Origin of the sequence: Citrobacter sp. EC_71, from assembly GCF_019584005.1 — a bacterium.
GTDB classification, from domain to species: Bacteria; Pseudomonadota; Gammaproteobacteria; order Enterobacterales; family Enterobacteriaceae; genus Citrobacter; species Citrobacter werkmanii.
Map to the genome: position 1 here is coordinate 1 of NZ_VDAY01000039.1, position 20,220 is coordinate 20,220.

The following is a 20,220-nucleotide window of genomic DNA, read 5'->3' on the forward strand; positions in this document are numbered from 1 at the left end:
AGCGTTTATTTACGCTTTTCTCCGCTGACCCGGCGGCGTGTAATCCGTTGTTCCGTGTCAGTGGAGGCGCATTATAGGGAGTTATTTCAGGCTGACAAGGGGAAATTTAAAATAATTTTCCGAGTGATTATTTTTTATTCTTTGCGCTTATTTTGGCAACGTTTTGTGGGTTAATTGGGCAATTTCCCGCGCAAAACCCGCGACCTGCTCCCAATCGGTATACACCACTTCTTTATGCGTATCCGTTTCACCGCCAGACATCTTCATTATCAGTTGGATCATCACGCGGTCATACCAGCGATAGCGGGGATACAGCAAAGCGCCGGCAATAACCGCACTGCGATCCGGCCGCCACGGCGAACTCATCAGGAACTTACGCGCATAGCTGTTGGTTTGCGGCGTACGCTTCTCCGGTTTACGAGCAACCAGGTTAACGGAGTAGAACGCACTCGGCATCGCATTCAGCCGCGTGGCATGCTTTTTCACAAACTCCTGAAATGCAGCATGGTAATGACCATAGCGAATCGAGGCGCCAATCACCACGCTGTCATAATTTTGCCAGTCAGGCTCCGCGGTACGATGCAAATTAACAACATCCGTCCAAACGCCCAGCTCTTTGAGTTCAGAAGCCAGATACTCGGCGATTTCACGCGTTTGCCCGTCCCGGGAAGAAAAAAGAATCAGTGTTTTCACGTGTTACTCCATTATTCACGCCAGAAAGTAGGGGTAAAGAGTACCAGCAGAGTAAAGACCTCCAGACGACCAAACAGCATATTGGCAATCAGGATCCACTTCGCCACGGGATTCATACTGGCAAAGTTGTCGGCGACAACGCCCAGCCCTGGCCCGAGGTTATTCAGCGTCGCCACCACGGAGGCAAACGCGGAGAAGTCATCAACACCGGTCGCAATAATCGCCAGCATACTGATAATAAAGACCAGTGCATAGGCAGAAAAGAACCCCCATACGGCTTCAAGAATTCGTTCCGGCAGCGCACGGTTACCCAGTTTGATACTGTAAACCGCATTCGGGTGAACCAGACGTTTCAACTCGCGGTTACCTTGCTTAAACAGCAACAGGATACGAATCACCTTCAAGCCACCGCCCGTAGACCCGGCACAGCCGCCGATAAAGGCAGAACACAACAACAGCACTGGCAGGAACAGCGGCCAGCGGGCAATGCTGTCGGTGGTAAATCCGGCGGTCGTCGCCATTGATACCACCTGGAAAAAGGCCTGGTTGATGGTCGTGAGCGCTGAACCGTAGGTATTGTGTATCCACAGCACCAGCGTACAGACAGCCACCAGCGTCAACTGCACACCGATGAACATGCGAAATTCCGGATCTCGCCAGTAGACCTTCAGACTACGGCCGCTTAATAAAGAGAAGTGCAGGCCATAGTTACAGCCGGAGATCAGTAAGAAGATAGCAATGATGGTGTTGATCGTGGGACTGTCGAAATATCCCACGCTGGCATCGTGCGTGGAAAAGCCGCCAATCGCAATCGTGGCAAAGCTGTGCCCAATGGCGTCAAACGCTGGCATCCCGGCAAACCATAGCGCCAGTGCACATGCCACCGTCAGCAATACATAGATAAGCCACAGAGTTTTCGCCGTTTCGGCAATACGCGGGCGCATTTTATTATCTTTCAGCGGCCCCGGCATTTCTGCCCGGTAGAGCTGCATCCCGCCGACGCCAAGAATAGGCAGAATAGCCACCGCCAGCACGATGATCCCCATCCCGCCGAACCATTGCAGCATCTGTCGATAAAAGAGGATAGCGTGTGGCAATGAATCCAGCCCCACCAGCGTTGTTGCCCCGGTGGTGGTCAATCCGGAAAAGGATTCAAAAAATGCATCGGTAATCGTCAGGTTAGGGCTTTCCGCAAAGATGAACGGCAGCGCACCCACGCTACCCAGCACGGTCCAGAACAAGACGACAATCAGAAAACCTTCGCGAGATTTCAGCTCGCCTTTCTCTTTGCGGTTCGGCCACCACAGTATGGAGCCGATCGCCAGAGCGACAAAGAAAGTTTGGGTAAATGCACGCCCTGCCCCATCGCGATAGATGAGCGCCACCAGTCCGGGGATAATCATTGTCCCCGAGAATAAGATGACCAGTAGTCCAACGATTCGGGTAATGGCGCGAAAATGCATCTCTACCGCTTCCTTAGTTCTTTAAAATGAGGTGGGGATTATTCTTCAATCGCTAACAATTGCAATGAACCACGACTAAAATCCGCCAATTTTGCCGAAAATTCATCCACTTTGGCATAAGGAAGCGCCACCCTGAGCCGAACAAAAGCCTGGTAATCACTGGCAACGACTTTACCGTCAAACTGACCCAGCAAAGCTTCTATGCCTGCCAGCTGACCGTACTCACACTGCAAAGTATATTCGGTTAATGGCGTCTTGCGCTGTGTCGTTAACTGACGCAACGCCTGATTGACACCGCCACCGTAGGCTTTTACCAGCCCACCCGTACCGAGAAGGATACCGCCGTAGTAGCGCACCACCACCGCGGTAATCTCACCGACACCGCTGCCCATCAACTGCGCGAGCATCGGTTTGCCTGCCGTTCCCGCCGGTTCACCATCGTCTGAAAAGCCCAACTGCTGCGAGTCATTCGGCGCACCCGCCACCCATGCCACACAATGGTGGCGGGCGTCCGGGTGTTCCGCTTTGACGGACTCAACGAATGCTTTCGCCGCTTCTACGCCGTCCGTATGGGCGAGCAGCGTAATAAAGCGGCTTTTTTTGATCTCTTCAACGACGCTAACCGGCGCCGCAGGGATTAACCAACTGTCCATTACGCCAGTTTTAAATCCCGCGTCATGTTCTCGATATTGTTCTCGTGGACTACCACGTTGTCTTCAATACGAATACCGCCGAACGGTTTCAGAGCTTCAATTTTCTGCCAGTTGAAGTGTTTACTGAACTGCCCTTCACGCCACGGCGCCAGCAGTGATTCAATAAAGTAGATGCCCGGTTCGATGGTCAGAACCATGCCCGGCTGCAGAACGCGGGTGCAGCGCAGGTAAGGATACTTCGACGGAGCAGCAAGGTGGGTACCGCTGTCATCCTGCATAAAGCCAGCGACATCATGCACCTGCAGACCCAACGGGTGACCAATACCATGCGGCATAAACGGTCCAGTAAGATCGTTTTCCACCATCGCTTCTTCACTCATATCGGTGATGATTTGATGCTTACGCAGCAGCTTCGCGATGCGCTGATGGAACTGAATGTGGTAATCCACGTAGCTGGTGCCCGCTTTCATGGTAGCGATAAGCGCCAGCTCTTCGTCGTTAACATCTTTCACCAGATGCGCATAGTCATTGTCGCTTTTCGCCGACCAGGTACGCGTCAGATCTGCCGCATAGCCGTTATATTCCGCACCAGCGTCCAGCAGGAAGCTGCGAATTTCAGACGGGGCCTGATGATCCAGTTTGGTGTAATGAAGAACCGACGCATGCTCATTAAGCGCAACAATGTTGCTGTATGGCACGTCGGTATCGCGGTGACCGGTTGCGGTCAGATATGCCAGGTTGATGTCAAACTCGCTCATCCCGGAACGGAATGCTTCTTCCGCGGCACGGTGTCCATTCACCGCCATTTTCTGCGCTTCGCGCATACAGGCCAGTTCGTAATCCGTTTTAAAGGCGCGGTAATAATGCAGGTAGTCAATCACCCCTTTCGGGTTGATGTTGCTGGCCGCGATGTCCAGTTGCAGCGCACGTTCCGGAACCGGACCGATATAACCGATATTGCTGCGAGCAGCAGGCAGCTGGCTCCCGATACCGTCCGCTTTTGGCAGCGCGATGATCTCGATTTCTTCCGTCCAGAATGAGGTCGGCAGCGGCTCAACGTTATGCCAGTAATCGACCGGCAGATAGAACCACAATTTTGGCTTATTCACACCATCCACCAGCAACCAACAGTTAGGAACCTGCGTCACAGGTACCCAGGCTTTGAATTGCGGATTGACCTTAAACGGGTACGGATGGTCGTCAAGAAAGACGTTAACAAGTTCGCCAGAGTGAATAAGTAACGCATCCAGCTTGAAGCGTTCCAGCGCGTCGCGCGCCCGCTCTTGTAAGGTAACAATATGATTTTTATAGAGTGCGGCCAGTGATTCCATTTTCTATCCTTCTGTTTTTGACCTCAAGACTTCGCATCTTAGCACATCGCTTTGTGAGTGCGTGATTTCTACCGAGCGTGATCGAATCGTCATTTCTTTAATCATTCATTTGCATTTTTTTAACATAAAACACACACTTCGATTCATCTGGTATGACCAGATCACCTTGCGGATTCAGGAGACTGACATGCTTTACAAAGGCGACACCCTGTACCTCGACTGGCTGGAAGATGGCATCGCCGAACTGGTGTTCGATGCCCCTGGTTCGGTCAATAAACTCGACACGGCCACCGTTGCCAGCCTGGGCCATGCGCTTGACGTGCTGGAAAAACAACCGAATTTAAAAGGGTTGCTGCTGCGCTCTAACAAAGCAGCCTTTATTGTCGGTGCCGATATCACCGAATTCCTTTCACTGTTCCTCGTGCCTGAAGAACAGTTGAGCCAGTGGCTGCACTTTGCCAATAGCGTCTTTAATCGTCTGGAAGATCTGCCTGTTCCGACCCTCTCAGCGGTAAATGGCTATGCGCTGGGCGGCGGCTGCGAGTGTGTGCTGGCGACCGATTACCGTCTGGCAACGCCGGACCTGCGCATCGGTCTGCCGGAAACTAAGCTGGGCATTATGCCAGGCTTTGGCGGATCCGTGCGTATGCCACGTATGCTGGGTGCGGACAGCGCGCTGGAAATCATTGCTGCAGGTAAAGATGTTAGTGCTGAGCAGGCGCTGAAAATCGGCCTGGTCGATGGCGTCGTGAAACACGAGAAACTGCTTGATGGCGCAATCGCGGTATTACGTCAGGCGATTAACGGCGATCTCGACTGGAGAGCCAAACGCCAGCCGAAACTGGAACCGTTGAAACTCAGCAAAATTGAAGCGGCGATGAGCTTTACTATCGCCAAAGGGATGGTGGCGCAGACGGCTGGGAAGCATTATCCCGCACCAATCACTGCCGTGAAAACGATTGAGGCGGCAGCCCGCTTTGGCCGTGAAGAAGCGCTGAACCTGGAAAACAAAAGTTTTGTTCCACTGGCGCACACCAGTGAAGCTCGCGCATTGGTTGGGATCTTCCTTAACGATCAGTTCGTGAAAGCCAAAGCCAAAAAGCTCACCAAAAATATTGAGACGCCAAAGCAAGCGGCGGTGCTGGGCGCGGGCATTATGGGCGGCGGTATCGCTTACCAGTCGGCCTGGAAAGGCGTGCCGGTTGTCATGAAAGATATCAACGACAAATCATTAACGCTGGGCATGACCGAGGCCGCCAAGCTGCTGAACAAACAGCTTGAGCGCGGCAAAATTGACGGTCTGAAAATGGCGGGCGTGATTTCCACTATTCATCCAACCCTCGACTATAGCGGTTTCGAGCGTGTGGACGTGGTGGTCGAAGCGGTCGTGGAAAACCCGAAAGTGAAAAAAGCGGTACTGGCGGAAACCGAAGATAAGGTCCGCCCGGACACCGTACTGGCTTCGAATACCTCAACCATTCCAATCAACGAACTGGCCAGCGTGCTCAAACGCCCGGAAAACTTCTGTGGCATGCACTTCTTTAACCCGGTGCACCGCATGCCGTTGGTTGAGATCATTCGCGGCGAGAAAAGCTCAGATGAAACCATCGCTAAGGTTGTCGCCTGGGCAAGCCAGATGGGCAAAACGCCAATTGTGGTCAACGACTGCCCTGGCTTCTTCGTCAACCGCGTGCTGTTCCCCTATTTTGCCGGTTTCAGCCAGTTACTGCGCGACGGAGCGGATTTCCGCAAAGTCGACAAAGTGATGGAAAAACAGTTTGGCTGGCCGATGGGCCCGGCTTATCTGCTGGACGTGGTGGGGATTGATACCGCGCATCACGCACAGGCGGTGATGTCTGCGGGCTTCCCACAGCGTATGCAGAAAGATTATCGCGATGCGATAGACGCCCTGTTTGATGCTAACCGTTTCGGACAGAAAAATGGGCTCGGGTTCTGGCGCTATAAAGAAGATAACAAGGGCAAGCCGAAGAAAGAAGAAGATGCCGCCGTTGATGGTCTGCTGGCAGAGGTCAGCCAGCCGAAACGCGACTTCAGCGATGAAGAGATTATCGCCCGCATGATGATCCCAATGGTCAACGAAGTGGTGCGTTGTCTGGAAGAAGGCATTATCGCCAGCCCGGCAGAAGCCGATATGGCGCTGGTGTATGGCCTGGGCTTCCCTCCGTTCCACGGCGGCGCGTTCCGCTGGCTGGATACGCTCGGCAGCGCGAAGTATCTCGATATGGCTCAGCAGTACCAGCACCTTGGCCCACTGTATGAAGTTCCGACCGGTCTGCGTGATAAAGCGCGCCATAACGAACCGTATTATCCCCAGGTTGAGCCTGCCCGCCCGGTTGGCAGCCTGAAAACGGCTTAAGGAGTCACAATGGAACAGGTTGTAATTGTTGATGCGATCCGTACCCCGATGGGCCGTTCGAAAGGGGGCGCGTTTCGTAACATGCGGGCAGAAGATCTCTCCGCACATTTAATGCGTAGCCTGCTGGCGCGTAATCCGGCGCTGGAGCCATCCGCACTTGATGATATTTACTGGGGCTGTGTGCAGCAAACGCTGGAGCAGGGCTTCAACATCGCTCGTAACGCGTCACTACTGGCGGAAATCCCGCATTCTGTACCGGCAGTGACCGTTAACCGTCTGTGTGGTTCATCCATGCAGGCGCTGCATGATGCAGCACGCATGATCATGACCGGTGATGCTCAGGCGTGCCTGATTGGCGGCGTAGAACATATGGGCCATGTGCCGATGAGTCACGGGGTTGATTTCCACCCGGGTATGAGCCGCAACGTGGCGAAAGCCGCGGGGATGATGGGCCTGACGGCGGAAATGCTCTCCCGCATGCACGGTATTAGCCGTGAAATGCAGGACGCCTTCGCCGCACGTTCACACGCTCGCGCCTGGGCTGCGACCCAGTCTGGCGCATTTAAAAATGAAATCATCCCGACTGGCGGTCATGATGCAGACGGCGTGCTGAAGCAGTTTAACTACGATGAAGTTATCCGCCCGGAGACCACGGTTGAAGCGCTTTCTACCCTGCGCCCGGCATTCGATCCGGTTAGCGGCACAGTGACGGCCGGTACCTCCTCCGCGCTTTCCGATGGTGCTGCCGCGATGCTGGTCATGAGCGAAAGCCGTGCCCGTGAGCTGGGTCTGACGCCACGTGCCCGAATTCGTTCAATGGCCGTTGTCGGCTGCGACCCTTCCATCATGGGTTACGGTCCGGTTCCGGCTTCAAAGCTGGCGCTGAAAAAAGCGGGACTCTCCACCAGCGACATCGGCTTGTTTGAGATGAATGAAGCTTTTGCCGCCCAGATCCTGCCGTGTATTAAAGATCTGGGGCTGATGGAGCAGATCGACGAGAAGATCAACCTCAACGGCGGGGCGATTGCATTGGGTCACCCGCTGGGCTGTTCCGGCGCGCGTATCAGCACTACCCTGCTCAACCTGATGGAACGCAAAGACGTACAGTTTGGTCTGGCGACGATGTGTATCGGGTTAGGTCAGGGTATCGCGACGGTATTTGAGCGAGTTTAATATAAGTATGCCGGGGGCGTTTCGCTTGCCCGGCCTACGAAATGTTATCTCAAAGCCATTGGTACCAGAACAAGGCGGCAAGTGAATGAATCCCGATGAGCTTACGTGTAGTAAGTGATTCGGGTGAATGAGCGCAGCCAACACAGTTATGGTGCCAATGGCGAAGAGAGAAAGTTTAGTTGCCGTTCTTCCCGCCTGTCAGGGGCGGGTTTTTTATTTCCCCTGAACTACCTCGTACCACTAACTGCACCGGCAGCAGCAGATTCTCTTCCTGCTTCTCTTCCAGCAGTAAATGCAGCGCTTCCCGACCCAGTTGTTGCTTATCAACCGCGATAGTGCTCAGCGGCGGATGTGACCAGGCTGCGGCATCGATATCATCAAACCCTACCAGCGCAAGATCTTCCGGGATACGTATACCCTGCTGCGCACACACTCTTTGAACAACTATCGCTGCCGCATCGTTATAGGCAAAAATGGCGTCGGGTGGCTCCGGCAACTTGAGCAGCTCATTAACCGCCTCTACCAAAGATTGCTCGGTATCCAGCAACGGCGGCGCGATGGCTTCGTACTCTGGTGGCATCAGCAACCGGGCTTCATACAATGCCTGACGATAGCCCTTCTCACGCTGGCGAATACTGTAGTGAGAAAGTGTACTGGCAAGAAAAGCGATGCGGTTGCGACCTTGCGCAATCAGGTGTTGCGTGGCCAGATAGCCGCCCTGGGTGTTGTCCGGATTGACGCAAGGCAGGCCAGGCGCCCAGAGATCCACCAGCACCAACGGTAGTTTCATCTGTTGCAGCAGCCCAAGCAATTCAGGCTCAAAAAATCCGGCGCAGATCAGCGCATCCGGCTGGTGCAGCAGCACCTGCTCACTCACTACATCACCCGGACCAATAGACAGAAAGCTCAGCGCAATGCCGTTCTCACGACAAAGATCTTCTATGCCTAACAGCAACTGAGAGTAAAACGGCAATGCGTGGCTGATATTGTGCTGACGATGCAGCAAAAACAGGACTCGTTTGATCTTGTCGCTGCGCAGGCGGGAAAAATCATAACCTTGCTGCTGCGCCACAGAAATAATGCGCAACCGGGTATCTTCACGCAGCCCCGGCTGCCCTTTTAACGCACGGGAAACAGCGCCAACTGAGACCCCACACGCTTCGGCAATGTCTCTGATACGTACAGGTTTCGTCATTTCACTCTCATTGATTCTACGCTGGCTTGTTGTGCCCCCAGCCAGGCGGCACCGCGGACGCCGCTACTGTCACCGTGTCGGGCCTGAACGATCGGTGTGCGGCACTGTTTACCAAATACGTACTGTGCTACTCGCGCCTGCAAGCCAGAATACAGTAAATCGATATTAGATACCCCGCCCCCCAACACAATGACATCGGGATCGAGCGTATTCACCACGCTTGCCAACGCACGCGCCAGTTGATCGCAATAGCGTTCCCATAACAAACAGGCGTCTGCATCACCCAATTCTACCTGTCGCATAATTTGTGGCACACCCACATGTTGCGCGGTGTGATTCAAATACTGGCGTTCCAGGCCGCTGCCGGAAATAAAGCTCTCGATGCAGTTCAACTGCCCACAATAGCATGTCACTGCGGCCCCATCCCGGGATTCATGATAACGCGGCAAGGCATTATGCCCCCATTCGCCCGCGCAGGCGTTAGGACCGGAAATCAGACGGTTATCGATACACACACCGCCGCCACAACCGGTACCGAGGATGACGCCAAAAACGACGCTGTGTCCATACCCGCTGCCGTCCATCGCCTCTGACAGCGTAAAGCAGTTAGCATCGTTGGTGACGGGCACAGCCATCCCTAACGCTTGCTCAAGATCTTGCGCAAAGGCCTGCTGATTCAGCACCAGAATGTTGGAGTTTTTGATTAACCCTTCGCTATCCACCGCACCGGGCACCCCAACGCCAACCGAGAAAGGCTGATTAACGGCCTGCCTGGCCTTGGCAATCATCTCCGTTACGGCCTGGAAAAAATCGCCATAGCTCTGCTTTGGGGTTGCGCATCGCTCGCGATAAACAATTTCACCCGTATTATCAATCACTACCGCTTCGATTTTAGTCCCGCCAATATCCAGGCCAAGCCTCATGGTTTCCCTCGTTTGCGCCTTGTAATGTGATACTGCATAGCTTGCCCATTTTGTTTACTAAACAAAAAGAGTTCCGTCACAAAAGCTTATTTTTATGATTAATAGATAGCCAGAAATGTTTACTAAAAAACCGGTGAGAAAAGAGAGGCGACGAGACCGGGCTTGCACCCTGTTAGTAGAAGTAAAGTGAGTGATGGATGCGCCGGAAAGGCTCCGGCGCACAGCGCTTAAATAAATGCGAACGCGTCACCAAACAGGCGATCTTCACGCGCACTGCGTTCATTGCAGAACAGATCGCGCGCGATTTTAGCCATTTCAAAACGTCCGGCAATGTAGATATCGTGTTCCGCCAGGGTACCGTAATCCTGTAATACTGCCGTTAATACGGTGCCCGTACGGCCACGCCAGCCTTCTTCAGGCTGTTCCACCACTGGCTCAACGCGCAGGTTCGGGTGATTTACTGACAGTGCTTCCAGCTCAGAGAGATCGTAGAGATGCTTCTCTTCGCGCCCGCCCCAGTAAATGGTGATATCGCGGTTTGGGTTACGCGCCAGCGCGGTAAGCAGAATGGAACGCGCATAAGAGAAGCCCGTCCCGCCGGCAATCAGGATCAACGGACGTTCGTCCTCATCACGCAGCCAGGCTTCGCCATGCGGAATGTCGACCTTAATTTCCCGGTCTTTCAGAATGCGGTCCATTACGGCCATGGCATACAGATTTAGCTCAGAAGCGCCAACGTGCAGTTCAATGAACCCCTGCTCGTCCGGCGTAGATGCCATGGAGAACGGACGCTTATCTCGTTCGTCCATTACGACCATTAAGTACTGGCCGGCACGAAAGGAAAACGCCGCGTCTGGCACTAAACGAACGCGATATACGGTGTCAGTGATAGCTTCTACCGAGGTCACTTTACAGCTTAAGGTTGTCATGCGCTCTCTCTGTCGGATCAATAGGCAAAACGATCGCGCCTCAGGCGCTTTTGCCGTCATTAAAGATGGCCAGTTCATCCCAAATTGCGTCAATGCGCGCAGTGACTTCAGGATCTTTTTTTATCGGACGTCCCCATTCGCGCTGGGTTTCGCCCGGCCATTTATTGGTGGCATCCAGCCCCATTTTTGAACCAAGACCGGAAACCGGCGAGGCAAAGTCCAGGTAATCAATGGGTGTATTCTCTACCAGTACAGTATCCCGGGCCGGGTCCATACGAGTCGTAATCGCCCAAATCACATCATTCCAGTCGCGTGCGTTGACGTCATCATCACAGACAATAACAAATTTGGTGTACATAAACTGACGCAAAAACGACCAGACCCCCATCATGACGCGTTTGGCATGACCGGCGTACTGTTTTTTTATCGTCACAACGGCCAGACGATATGAACAGCCTTCCGGCGGCAGGTAAAAGTCGACGATTTCCGGAAACTGCTTTTGCAGAATAGGCACGAAGACTTCATTCAGCGCTACGCCAAGCACTGCGGGCTCATCCGGTGGGCGTCCGGTATAAGTCGAGTGATAAATTGCATCTTCGCGCTGGGTAATGTGCGTGACGGTAAAGACCGGGAAGCTATCTACTTCATTGTAATAACCGGTATGATCGCCATACGGTCCTTCCGGGGCCATTTCACCCGGTTCGATATAGCCTTCCAGCACAATTTCAGCACTGGCAGGCACTTCCAGATCGTTGGAAATACATTTGACCACTTCAGTTTTGGTGCCACGCAACAGCCCGGCAAATGCGTATTCAGATAACGTATCCGGGACAGGGGTAACAGCACCCAGAATTGTCGCCGGGTCTGCTCCCAAGGCCACAGAAACCGGGAACCGTTCACCAGGATGCGCCGCGCGCCACTCCTGGTAATCAAGCGCGCCGCCTCGATGGGAAAGCCAGCGCATAATAAGCTTGTTTTTGCCAATCAGTTGCTGACGATAGATACCGAGATTCTGCCGCTCTTTGTGCGGGCCGCGCGTAACGGTCAGCCCCCAGGTAATCAGCGGCGCAGCATCCTCTGGCCAGCAGGTCATAATCGGAATACGGTTTAAGTCGACTTCATCGCCTGAATAGATTTTTTGCTGGCAAGGTGCACCGCGTAACCGCTTAGTCGGCATGTTCAGCACCTGCTTAAACTGCGGCAGCTTATCAAACAGATCGCGAAATCCTTTCGGTGGCTCAGGCTCTTTCAAAAACGCCAACAGCTTACCGACTTCCCGTAGCGCCGAGACATCTTCTTGCCCCATCCCCATCGCCACACGCTTCGGTGTGCCAAACAGGTTACACAGCACCGGCATTGAATAGCCTTTAGGATTTTCAAACAGTAACGCAGGCCCACCAGCACGCAGAGTGCGATCGGCAATTTCAGTGATCTCCAGGTGGGGATCCACCTCAAGCGAAATGCGTTTGAGCTCGCCCTGCTGTTCAAGCAGCGTCAGGAAGTCGCGTAAATCGTGATATTTCATGGCGTCCATTGTGGCCTCTTCGTAAGCGCTTCATTATACGGCGTTCATCATTGTGATGCTGTATTTTTGTTAAATTAGCGTGAACTCTGGCGATACATATAAGCCCCAGGAGTATATACCCATTGGGTTTCAGCCTGCTTTGCGGCGGGTATAATTAACTTAACTCATGGCTTTTGCTATGCTGACGCTCAGAACAAGCGGATAAGAGTTATTATGCAAGCCTGGTATTTACTGTACTGCAAACGTGGGCAACTTCAGCGAGCCCAGGAACACCTGGAAAGACAGGCGGTGAACTGCCTGACGCCTATGATCACCCTGGAAAAAATGGTGCGCGGTAAACGTACCACAGTCAGTGAACCCCTATTCCCTAATTACATGTTTGTCGAGTTTGACCCGGAAGTGATCCACACCACCACCATCAATGCCACGCGTGGTGTCAGCCATTTCGTCCGTTTCGGTGCGACGCCGGCGACCGTTCCTTCTCCCGTCATTCATCAACTTTCTATCTACAAACCTGAAGGTATTGTTGACCCTGAAACCCCTCATCCGGGGGACAGTGTAATTATTACTGAAGGTGCGTTTGAGGGGTTGAAAGCGATCTTTACCGAACCCGATGGCGAAGCGCGTTCCATGCTGCTGCTTAACCTGTTGAATAAAGAGGTTAAGCAGAGCGTGAAAAATACCGGCTTTCGAAAAATTTAAATAGCCTTAGAAGGTCACTTCAAACAGCGTTCTGACGTTAGCATCAATGGTTGCTGACAACCATTGAGGATCCTCGCCGCGCCAGTGGGCAATACGCTCAAGAATATGGGGAAGGTGCGCAGGTTCATTGCGCCGTGACGCTGGCTTAGGCGTTAAATCCCGGGGAAGTAAGTAAGGCGCATCGGTTTCGATCAGCAATCTCTCAACCGGGATAAAGGGCAGCAGCTCACGCAGTTCCATGCCCCGGCGCTCATCACAGACCCACCCGGTGATACCAATATAAAGCCCGCGGTCTACACAGTCCTGCATCTCCTGCCGCGAGCCAGTAAAGCAGTGCAGCACCGCACCAGGCAGGCTGTCCAGCCACGGCTCCAGCAACGTCAGAAAACGCTCATGGGCATCCCGACAATGCATGAAAACCGGCATCTGCAGTTCAGCAGCAATGCGCAGTTGCGCCTCAAAAGCACGCTCCTGCTCCTGCGGCGTGGAGAAATTGCGATTGAAATCCAGGCCGCACTCACCAATAGCGACCACCTGCGAATGGTTTGCCAGTGCGATAATCTCTGCTTCTGTTGAGGACTGCCATTGGCTGCTGTCATGCGGGTGCACACCAGCCGTGGACCAGCAATGTGGATAATGCTGCGCCAACGTTAAAGCCTGCTGGCTTTCGTGCAGGTTTGTTCCGGTCAGAAGCATACCGTTTACGCCCGCAGCAAAGGCGCGCGCCACGACCTCATCCCGGTCTTTCGCAAATTGTGAACTGGTTAAATTAACGCCAATATCAAACATGCTTCCTCCCATATGACAACCGCCCTGACGGGCGGTTGCGTTTATTCTTCAGTTTTCTCGGCGGCTTCGGCTTCTTTTGCTTCTTCAGCCTCGTTATCCTCATCTCGCGTACGTCGCTTACCGACATAGAATCGAGAGAAGAACACACCCACCTCGAACAGGCAGTACATCGGTATCGCCAACAGCGTTTGCGAGAAGACATCTGGCGGGGTCAATAGCATCCCGACGACAAATGCGCCCACTACAACGTAAGGACGTTTCTTGCGTAAGTCTTCAGGCGTCGTAATGCCCATCCAGCATAGCAGCACAATGGCGACAGGAACCTCAAAAGAGACACCGAAAGCCATAAACAACGCCATTACGAAACTGAGATAGCTGGCAATGTCTGTCGATACCTGTACGCCTTGCGGAGCCGTGTTGGCAAGGAAACCAAACGCCAGCGGGAAGACGACAAAATAGGCGAATGCCATACCGATGTAGAACAATAACGAACTGGAGACCAGCAGCGGCACAACCAGGCGACGTTCATGTTTGTACAAAGCAGGCGCAATGAATGCCCAGACCTGGTAGAGGATCACTGGCGCTGACAGAATCAGCGACACCATGAAGGTTAACTTTATCGGGGTAAAGAACGGCGAGGCCACATCGGTGGCGATCATCGTTGCGCCCTGCGGCATCTGTTTGATCAACGGCGCCGCAACCATATGGTAAATGTCGTTGGCAAAGTACACCAATGCCAGAAAGATCACGAATACCGCAATAATGCAGTTCAGGAGTCGCTTACGCAGCTCAATAAGATGCGTGATGAGCGGTTGGGTATCTTCTACAGCCATGTTTACGGTTTATCACTCGACGAGGGGGAGGATTCGACAACAGGTGCGGCAGCTTTCTTTTCTGCATCCATCAACGTGGCGGAAGCGTTTTCCGTCGGCTCTGGCTTTTTAGCACCCGTGGATTCCGGTTTTTGCTCCGGCGAACTGGCCTGGTTTTCAGCGGCAGCTGGGGTGACCCCTTCTCGCTGTGCTTCACCGTCTTTCACCACCGGATTATGGATAGTGTGCGCTTCATCGCTGGCTTTCTCAGGATCGTGCACGCTATAAGAACGCTTCATCGACTCCGCCGCTTCACGCAGCTCATCCATTGATGCTTTCAGCTCCGGGGTCAGATTTGTCAGGCTCGCTTTTTCTACTTTCTTCAGGCTGTCCTGGAATTCCTGAAGCTTAAGCTCCTGGGTCAGTTCGTTCTGAACAGTAGTCGCAAGGGAACGCAAAGCGCGAACCCAGCCAGCAACCGTTTTTACCGCTACGGGTAAACGCTGCGGCCCCAGGACAATGAGGCCGATAACGAACACCAATAACAGCTCGCTAAAACCGATATCAAACACGGATTATACCTGCTCTTTATCTTGGCTTTTGGCGTCTTCCTTTTTCACTTCGCCCTGCTTATCGGTGATGGATTTAGCAGTAAAATCAGCATCCTGGCTGGTTTTATCTTGCTTAGGTTCATCATCACCCATCGCTTTTTTGAAGCCTTTAATAGACGCGCCAAGATCGGAACCGATGGAGCCGAGTTTCTTGGTGCCAAATAGCAGTACAACGATGACGGCAATGATCAACAACTGCCAAATACTGATACCACCCATACATGTTCCTCTGTCATAGATGATGAATTAATAAGGCCGTAGTATACGTTACACGGCCTGCCTTGGGCGATGAAAAATTCAGCGCATTTTGCGCCAGCCGATTAGCCAGGCTATGACGCCTCCCGCCATTAACCAGCCTGGCATAAGCCCCCACTCAGGACGGCTTACCAGCAGGAATGTTCCACTTAGCAACAATGTTGCGCCAATGCCCAATAAATAACGGGATTGTCCCTGACGCACATGATTCGCGTGAAGCTCGCGGGCAATCTTATCAACACTGTGCTGTAAATATTTGCCCTGGCGCAAACTGTCATACACCAGTTCAGGTATTTCTGGCATTTTTTCGACCCAGAACGGGGCTTTTTCTTTAAATGCCCTGACGAGCGCCGGAATACCGACCTGATCTTTAATCCAGGATTCGAGAAACGGCTTAGCCGTTTTCCACAAATCTAACTGTGGGTAGAGCTGTCGTCCGACACCTTCAACATACAGCAGCGTCTTCTGGAGCAAAACCAACTGAGGCTGGACTTCCATGTTGAATCGACGCGCGGTGTTAAACAGATTCAACAGCACGTGACCAAAGGAAATCTCCGCCAGCGGTTTTTCGAATATCGGTTCGCACACGGTACGAATGGCGAATTCAAACTCTTCAACGTTGGTATCGGGCGGAACCCAACCTGAATCCACGTGCAATTCGGCAACTTTGCGGTAGTCTCGGTTAAAGAACGCGATGAAGTTTTCAGCCAGATAGCGCTTATCTTCTTTATTTAAAGAACCCACAATCCCGCAATCAATACCAATGTACTTCGGGTTTTCAGGGTGCTCATAACTGACGAAAATATTCCCAGGATGCATGTCCGCATGGAAAAAACTATCGCGAAAGACCTGAGTAAAGAAGACCTGTACACCGCGTTCAGCCAACAACTTCATGTTGGTGCCATTCTTCTCAAGCGTTGCGACATCCGATACGGGGATACCATATATGCGCTCCATCACCATCATGTTCTGACTGCAATAGTCGGAATACACTTCCGGGATGTACAGCATCGGGCTATCTTCAAAATTACGTCGCAACTGAATTGCGTTCGCCGATTCGCGCAGTAGGTTCAGCTCATCAATCAACGTTTTTTCATACTCGCGGACCACTTCTGTTGGTCGCAGGCGACGGCCATCCGGCAGCAGGCGAGGAACCCAGCGCGCAAGGCGGTAGATTAGTTTTAAATCCGCTTTAATGACCGGCAGTATGTCCGGGCGGATAACTTTGATCACCACCTCTTTACCATTGGATTTCAATCGCGCGGTATGGACCTGGGCAATAGACGCAGATGCCAGCGGCGTGATCTCAAAATCATCAAACCACTCCTCGACGGGCAGCCCGCCCATGGCTTCTTCGATTTGTTCTTTTGCTCGCTGCCCATCGAATGGGGCAACGCGATCCTGCAATAGCGCAAGCTGATCGGCGATGTGCGGTGGGAAAAGGTCACGGCGAGTGGAGAGCATTTGCCCAAATTTAATCCACACCGGGCCGAGTTCCTGTAAAGCCAGTCTCAGCCTTTCTCCCAGCGGTTTGTCTTTATGCTGATTGGGCATCCAGAACAACGAGTAACGCCACAACCGAAGCGGCAGCGTAATACGCATTTTGGGGATGAGTTCATCAAGACCGTAGCTTAAAAAAGTGCGAATGATGAAATAAAGGCGCCGTACTTCACCTGGCGTCATTTGGCCTCCAGTTTTTCCAGCCGTTTGGCCAGAGATTCGACCGCGCGTTCAATGGCTGCCGTTTCTTCTGCAAACCATGCAACCTCAAGCGGACCGGGAGCCATACGCCACTCTTCGGTGATCGCTTCGGCTACATAGCGCTGCTGGCGCTGAATGTTATGGCGCAAGAACTTCGCGCCACCACGCAAGACTTTGCTGACCCCCTCCGCGACGATATCGCCGGTATAGGGCGCTAACAATTCTGCGGGATCAAACTCAGCCAGATCGGCCAGAGCAACAAAATTCTGCACCACCTGGATATCACCCTGAACTTCCAGCTCACCGCTGCGAATAAGCGTGGTAAGCTGCTGGCGGTCGCGTAATTTCGGCAACACGCTGGCATGCGTGATTACTGTGCAATCGGCTTCGCCTTCCCATGCCCCCAGCACATCGACCTGGCGTTCACTAAACACCAGGACTAAAGGTGTTGAAAATCCTTTAAGATCAACACGCAGCACCTTGCTCTGTAAACGTGTTCTGGCTGACTTCAGCGCAGGAGAACGATACAGAAAGGTATTGAGCAGATTTTCAACGCCTGCGGTCACTAAGGGTTTTAAAGGCATCCCCAATCTCCTGTCAGAACTTGTAACCACGATGCAGCGCAACGACACCAGCCGTCAGGTTGTAGTAATCAACGCTTTCGAACCCGGCATCTTGCATCATTGCTTTTAGCGTGTCCTGATCGGGATGCATGCGAATGGACTCCGCCAAATAGCGGTAACTGTCCGCATCGCTTGCGACCATGGAACCTATGCGCGGCAGAACATGGAAAGAATAAGCATCGTAGGCCTTGCTCAGCGGTTCGATAATCGGTTTGGAGAACTCCAGCACCAGTAAACGTCCGCCCGGCTTCAACACGCGATACATGGATCGTAAAGCTTTGTCTTTATCCGTTACGTTGCGCAGACCGAAAGAAATGGTAATGCAGTCAAACGTGTTGTCAGGGAAAGGCAGTGCTTCCGCATTCGCCTGAACGTACTCAACGTTACCCACTACGCCGATATTACGCAGCTTTTCGCGACCCATTTTGAGCATTGAGTCATTGATATCCGCCAGTACGACTTTACCGGTTTCACCCACCATGCGAGAGAATTTCGCCGTCAGGTCGCCCGTACCGCCTGCCAAATCCAGAACGGTTTGACCGCGACGCACGCCACTGCAATCAATGGTGAAGCGTTTCCACAAACGATGAATGCCAAATGACATTAAGTCATTCATAACGTCATATTTCGAGGCCACAGAATGAAAAACGTGGGCCACCATGTCAGCTTTCTGCTCTTTAGCGACGGTCTGAAAGCCAAAGTGCGTCGTTTCTTGTGAATTATCCACCATCTCAGTGCCTGCTCATTCAAAAAATGTTCAAGAAGTGTAACAGATTGGGCCAATTTGCCCTACCCTTCTGCCCGGTTCAACTACCCCAAATGGACTAGTTTGATTGCTGATTTACCGCTTTGTCATCAGGGTAAGGCTCATCCTGTTGCGTCTCAGGGACCGCGCGCAAGCGGTACTCTTCATCCTGCGTAGTGGCTTGTTCAGCCAGCTCAGGATTTATCTCGCGCTTAATTTCCACACCTAAACTGCGAAACGCCTCTGCCTGTGACAGGACGTTTCCACGGCCTGAAGAGAGTTTTTTCATCGCTTGGCGGTAGTTGTCCTGGGCTTTATCCAGACTTTGGCCAATCGCCGACATATCATCCACAAACAAGCGCATCTTGTCATAAAGTTTGCTGGCCCGATCGGCAATTTGTTGCGCATTACGGCTCTGATGCTCGTAGCGCCACAGGTTGGCGATCGTGCGCAATGCCACTAACAACGTGGTGGGACTGACCAGCATAATATTATTTTTAAGCGCCTCGGTTATCAGTTCGGGTTGTCTGTCCAGCGCCAGCAAAAAAGCGGGCTCGACGGGAATAAACATCAGCACATAGTCAAGCGAACGCAGCCCGGGAAGCTGTTGATAATCTTTACGGCCCAACAGACGAATATGGTTTCGCACCGAGGCGATATGTTCCTGCAACGCAGTCTCGCGGGTATATTCATCTTCCGCGTTAAAATAGCGCTCATAGGCAACCAACGTCATTTTTGCGTCGATTACCACATCTTTACCCTGCGGTAGCCGGACAATGACATCGGGTTGCATTCGCGAACGGGCATCGTTTTCAATGCTAACCTGGGTTTCGTATTCATAACCTTCACGCAGACCGGAGGCTTCAAGTACCCGCGTCAGTACCACCTCACCCCAGTTACCTTGAGTTTTATTATCGCCTTTTAAGGCCCGCGTCAGGTTTACCGCTTCCTGCGCCATCTGCGCGTTAAGTTGCTGGAGATTACGAATTTCGTGCGCCAGGGTATGGCGCTCTTGCGCCTCTTTACCGAAGCTATCCTGAACCTGACGTCGAAAACCGTCCAGTTGTTCGCGAAGCGGTGTCAGAAGGCTGTTCAGACTTTGACGGTTTTGCTCATCTACGCGGCGGTTGCTGTGCTCAAAAATGCGATTCGCCAGGTTTTCAAACTGTTCACTCAGGCGTTGTTCGCTGTTGATCATCTGGCGGATTTTATCTTCCGCATGCTGCTGCGTCGCTTCCAGCCGGGTAGTGACTTCACGGAGATCGGCTTCCAGAGAGGTGTTGATGCTGTGCAGGCTGCGTAATTCGTTGTTGAGTAGTTCGCACTCGTCGCGCCAGTGGGCTTCCTGCGAGAGCTGTTGACGGGCTGCGCTTAACGCAATATCCAGTTCACGTCGCTCTTCGATGAGGTCGGCACGGAGCTGATCGGCCCGCGCTTTTGTCGCCAGCCACCCCACCAGCAGCCCTGCGGCTAATGCCAACACGGCACTCATCATAATTGTAATATCCACAACGCCCCCTTACAGCAACGGCTTACCCGCACAAAATAGAATTGTGCTGTATAAACGTCCAGTTTAAAAGGAATTTCCTGCGAGGCACTACGCAAAATAAATATCCTCCGGCATAGCCGGAGGTTTTTCTGATGCGCCTATAAGGCTCTGTTACCAGCCGCGCCCTAACAGGCGCATACGATCTGACATTTGCATCAGACTTCGTTACTT

19 protein-coding genes are annotated in these 20,220 nt (G+C 52.7%); 3 read left to right on the forward strand and 16 right to left on the reverse strand.

Annotation, left to right across the window (positions count from 1 at the left end; translation table 11 throughout):
- Positions 1–147: 147 nt before the first annotated feature.
- Genes hemG through pepQ form a run of 4 tightly spaced genes read right to left on the reverse strand, consistent with a single transcriptional unit; the run spans position 148 to position 4,140 of the window.
- Positions 148–693: a menaquinone-dependent protoporphyrinogen IX dehydrogenase gene (gene hemG, locus FHD02_RS23220; protein WP_038634428.1), complete on the reverse strand. Its 546-nt coding sequence runs from the start codon at positions 691–693 to the stop codon at positions 148–150.
- An 11-nt stretch (positions 694–704) separates the two neighbouring features.
- A complete protein-coding gene (gene trkH, locus FHD02_RS23225; RefSeq protein WP_042313947.1) occupies positions 705–2,156 on the reverse strand; it encodes a Trk system potassium transporter TrkH in 1,452 nt (483 codons plus the stop codon).
- A gap of 38 nt (positions 2,157–2,194) precedes the next feature.
- Positions 2,195–2,809, reverse strand: coding sequence for an IMPACT family protein (locus FHD02_RS23230; RefSeq protein ID WP_042313949.1), 615 nt, complete (start codon positions 2,807–2,809; stop codon positions 2,195–2,197).
- Positions 2,809–4,140 (reverse strand): Xaa-Pro dipeptidase, encoded by a 1,332-nt coding sequence (gene pepQ, locus FHD02_RS23235; RefSeq protein WP_042313952.1) that lies wholly within the window; start codon positions 4,138–4,140, stop codon positions 2,809–2,811. The genes FHD02_RS23230 and pepQ overlap by 1 nt, the downstream gene beginning before the upstream one ends.
- A gap of 187 nt (positions 4,141–4,327) precedes the next feature.
- Here pepQ and fadB point away from each other — a divergent pair, with 187 nt between their 5' ends.
- Positions 4,328–6,517 carry a fatty acid oxidation complex subunit alpha FadB gene (gene fadB, locus FHD02_RS23240; protein WP_220394354.1) on the forward strand — a complete coding sequence of 730 codons (2,190 nt, stop codon included), beginning with the start codon at positions 4,328–4,330 and terminating at the stop codon, positions 6,515–6,517.
- Positions 6,518–6,526: 9 nt separating this feature from the next.
- Complete coding sequence (gene fadA, locus FHD02_RS23245; protein WP_137371295.1) at positions 6,527–7,690, forward strand: acetyl-CoA C-acyltransferase FadA; 1,164 nt, start codon at positions 6,527–6,529, stop codon at positions 7,688–7,690.
- A 175-nt stretch (positions 7,691–7,865) separates the two neighbouring features.
- Here fadA and FHD02_RS23250 read toward each other — a convergent pair whose 3' ends face one another.
- The 4 genes from FHD02_RS23250 to ubiD all read right to left on the reverse strand — a co-directional run bounded on the left by FHD02_RS23250 (position 7,866) and on the right by ubiD (position 12,271).
- On the reverse strand, positions 7,866–8,885 hold the full coding sequence (locus FHD02_RS23250) for a LacI family DNA-binding transcriptional regulator (protein ID WP_220394355.1): 1,020 nt from the start codon (positions 8,883–8,885) through the stop codon (positions 7,866–7,868).
- Positions 8,882–9,808, reverse strand: a complete 927-nt coding sequence (locus FHD02_RS23255; RefSeq protein ID WP_137371297.1) for an ROK family protein — start codon at positions 9,806–9,808, stop codon at positions 8,882–8,884. The genes FHD02_RS23250 and FHD02_RS23255 overlap by 4 nt, the downstream gene beginning before the upstream one ends.
- Before the next feature lie 227 nt (positions 9,809–10,035).
- Positions 10,036–10,737, reverse strand: coding sequence for an NAD(P)H-flavin reductase (gene fre / locus FHD02_RS23260; RefSeq protein WP_137361390.1), 702 nt, complete (start codon positions 10,735–10,737; stop codon positions 10,036–10,038).
- 40 nt (positions 10,738–10,777) lie between these two features.
- Positions 10,778–12,271 (reverse strand): 4-hydroxy-3-polyprenylbenzoate decarboxylase, encoded by a 1,494-nt coding sequence (gene ubiD / locus FHD02_RS23265; protein WP_042313967.1) that lies wholly within the window; start codon positions 12,269–12,271, stop codon positions 10,778–10,780.
- Positions 12,272–12,475: 204 nt separating this feature from the next.
- Here ubiD and rfaH point away from each other — a divergent pair, with 204 nt between their 5' ends.
- Positions 12,476–12,964: a transcription/translation regulatory transformer protein RfaH gene (gene rfaH / locus FHD02_RS23270; RefSeq protein WP_137383146.1), complete on the forward strand. Its 489-nt coding sequence runs from the start codon at positions 12,476–12,478 to the stop codon at positions 12,962–12,964.
- 6 nt (positions 12,965–12,970) lie between these two features.
- On the opposite strand, the gene tatD is transcribed toward rfaH, so the two are convergent.
- The 8 genes from tatD to rmuC form a co-directional block, all read right to left on the reverse strand.
- Positions 12,971–13,753: a 3'-5' ssDNA/RNA exonuclease TatD gene (gene tatD, locus FHD02_RS23275; protein ID WP_137361391.1), complete on the reverse strand. Its 783-nt coding sequence runs from the start codon at positions 13,751–13,753 to the stop codon at positions 12,971–12,973.
- Positions 13,754–13,794: 41 nt separating this feature from the next.
- Positions 13,795–14,586 (reverse strand): Sec-independent protein translocase subunit TatC, encoded by a 792-nt coding sequence (gene tatC / locus FHD02_RS23280; protein ID WP_042313973.1) that lies wholly within the window; start codon positions 14,584–14,586, stop codon positions 13,795–13,797.
- 2 nt (positions 14,587–14,588) lie between these two features.
- Positions 14,589–15,137 (reverse strand): Sec-independent protein translocase protein TatB, encoded by a 549-nt coding sequence (gene tatB / locus FHD02_RS23285; protein WP_042313975.1) that lies wholly within the window; start codon positions 15,135–15,137, stop codon positions 14,589–14,591.
- Between the two features lie 3 nt (positions 15,138–15,140).
- Positions 15,141–15,395, reverse strand: a complete 255-nt coding sequence (gene tatA, locus FHD02_RS23290) for a Sec-independent protein translocase subunit TatA (RefSeq protein ID WP_003017888.1) — start codon at positions 15,393–15,395, stop codon at positions 15,141–15,143.
- 78 nt (positions 15,396–15,473) lie between these two features.
- A complete protein-coding gene (gene ubiB, locus FHD02_RS23295; RefSeq protein ID WP_006686088.1) occupies positions 15,474–17,114 on the reverse strand; it encodes a ubiquinone biosynthesis regulatory protein kinase UbiB in 1,641 nt (546 codons plus the stop codon).
- Positions 17,111–17,716, reverse strand: a complete 606-nt coding sequence (ubiJ, locus tag FHD02_RS23300; RefSeq protein WP_061381040.1) for a ubiquinone biosynthesis protein UbiJ — start codon at positions 17,714–17,716, stop codon at positions 17,111–17,113. Before ubiJ ends, ubiB begins: the two co-directional genes overlap by 4 nt.
- Positions 17,717–17,729: 13 nt before the next feature.
- Positions 17,730–18,485, reverse strand: a complete 756-nt coding sequence (gene ubiE / locus FHD02_RS23305; protein ID WP_003017897.1) for a bifunctional demethylmenaquinone methyltransferase/2-methoxy-6-polyprenyl-1,4-benzoquinol methylase UbiE — start codon at positions 18,483–18,485, stop codon at positions 17,730–17,732.
- A gap of 94 nt (positions 18,486–18,579) precedes the next feature.
- Complete coding sequence (gene rmuC / locus FHD02_RS23310) at positions 18,580–20,010, reverse strand: DNA recombination protein RmuC (RefSeq protein WP_137371299.1); 1,431 nt, start codon at positions 20,008–20,010, stop codon at positions 18,580–18,582.
- Between the last annotated feature and the right edge of the window lie 210 nt (positions 20,011–20,220).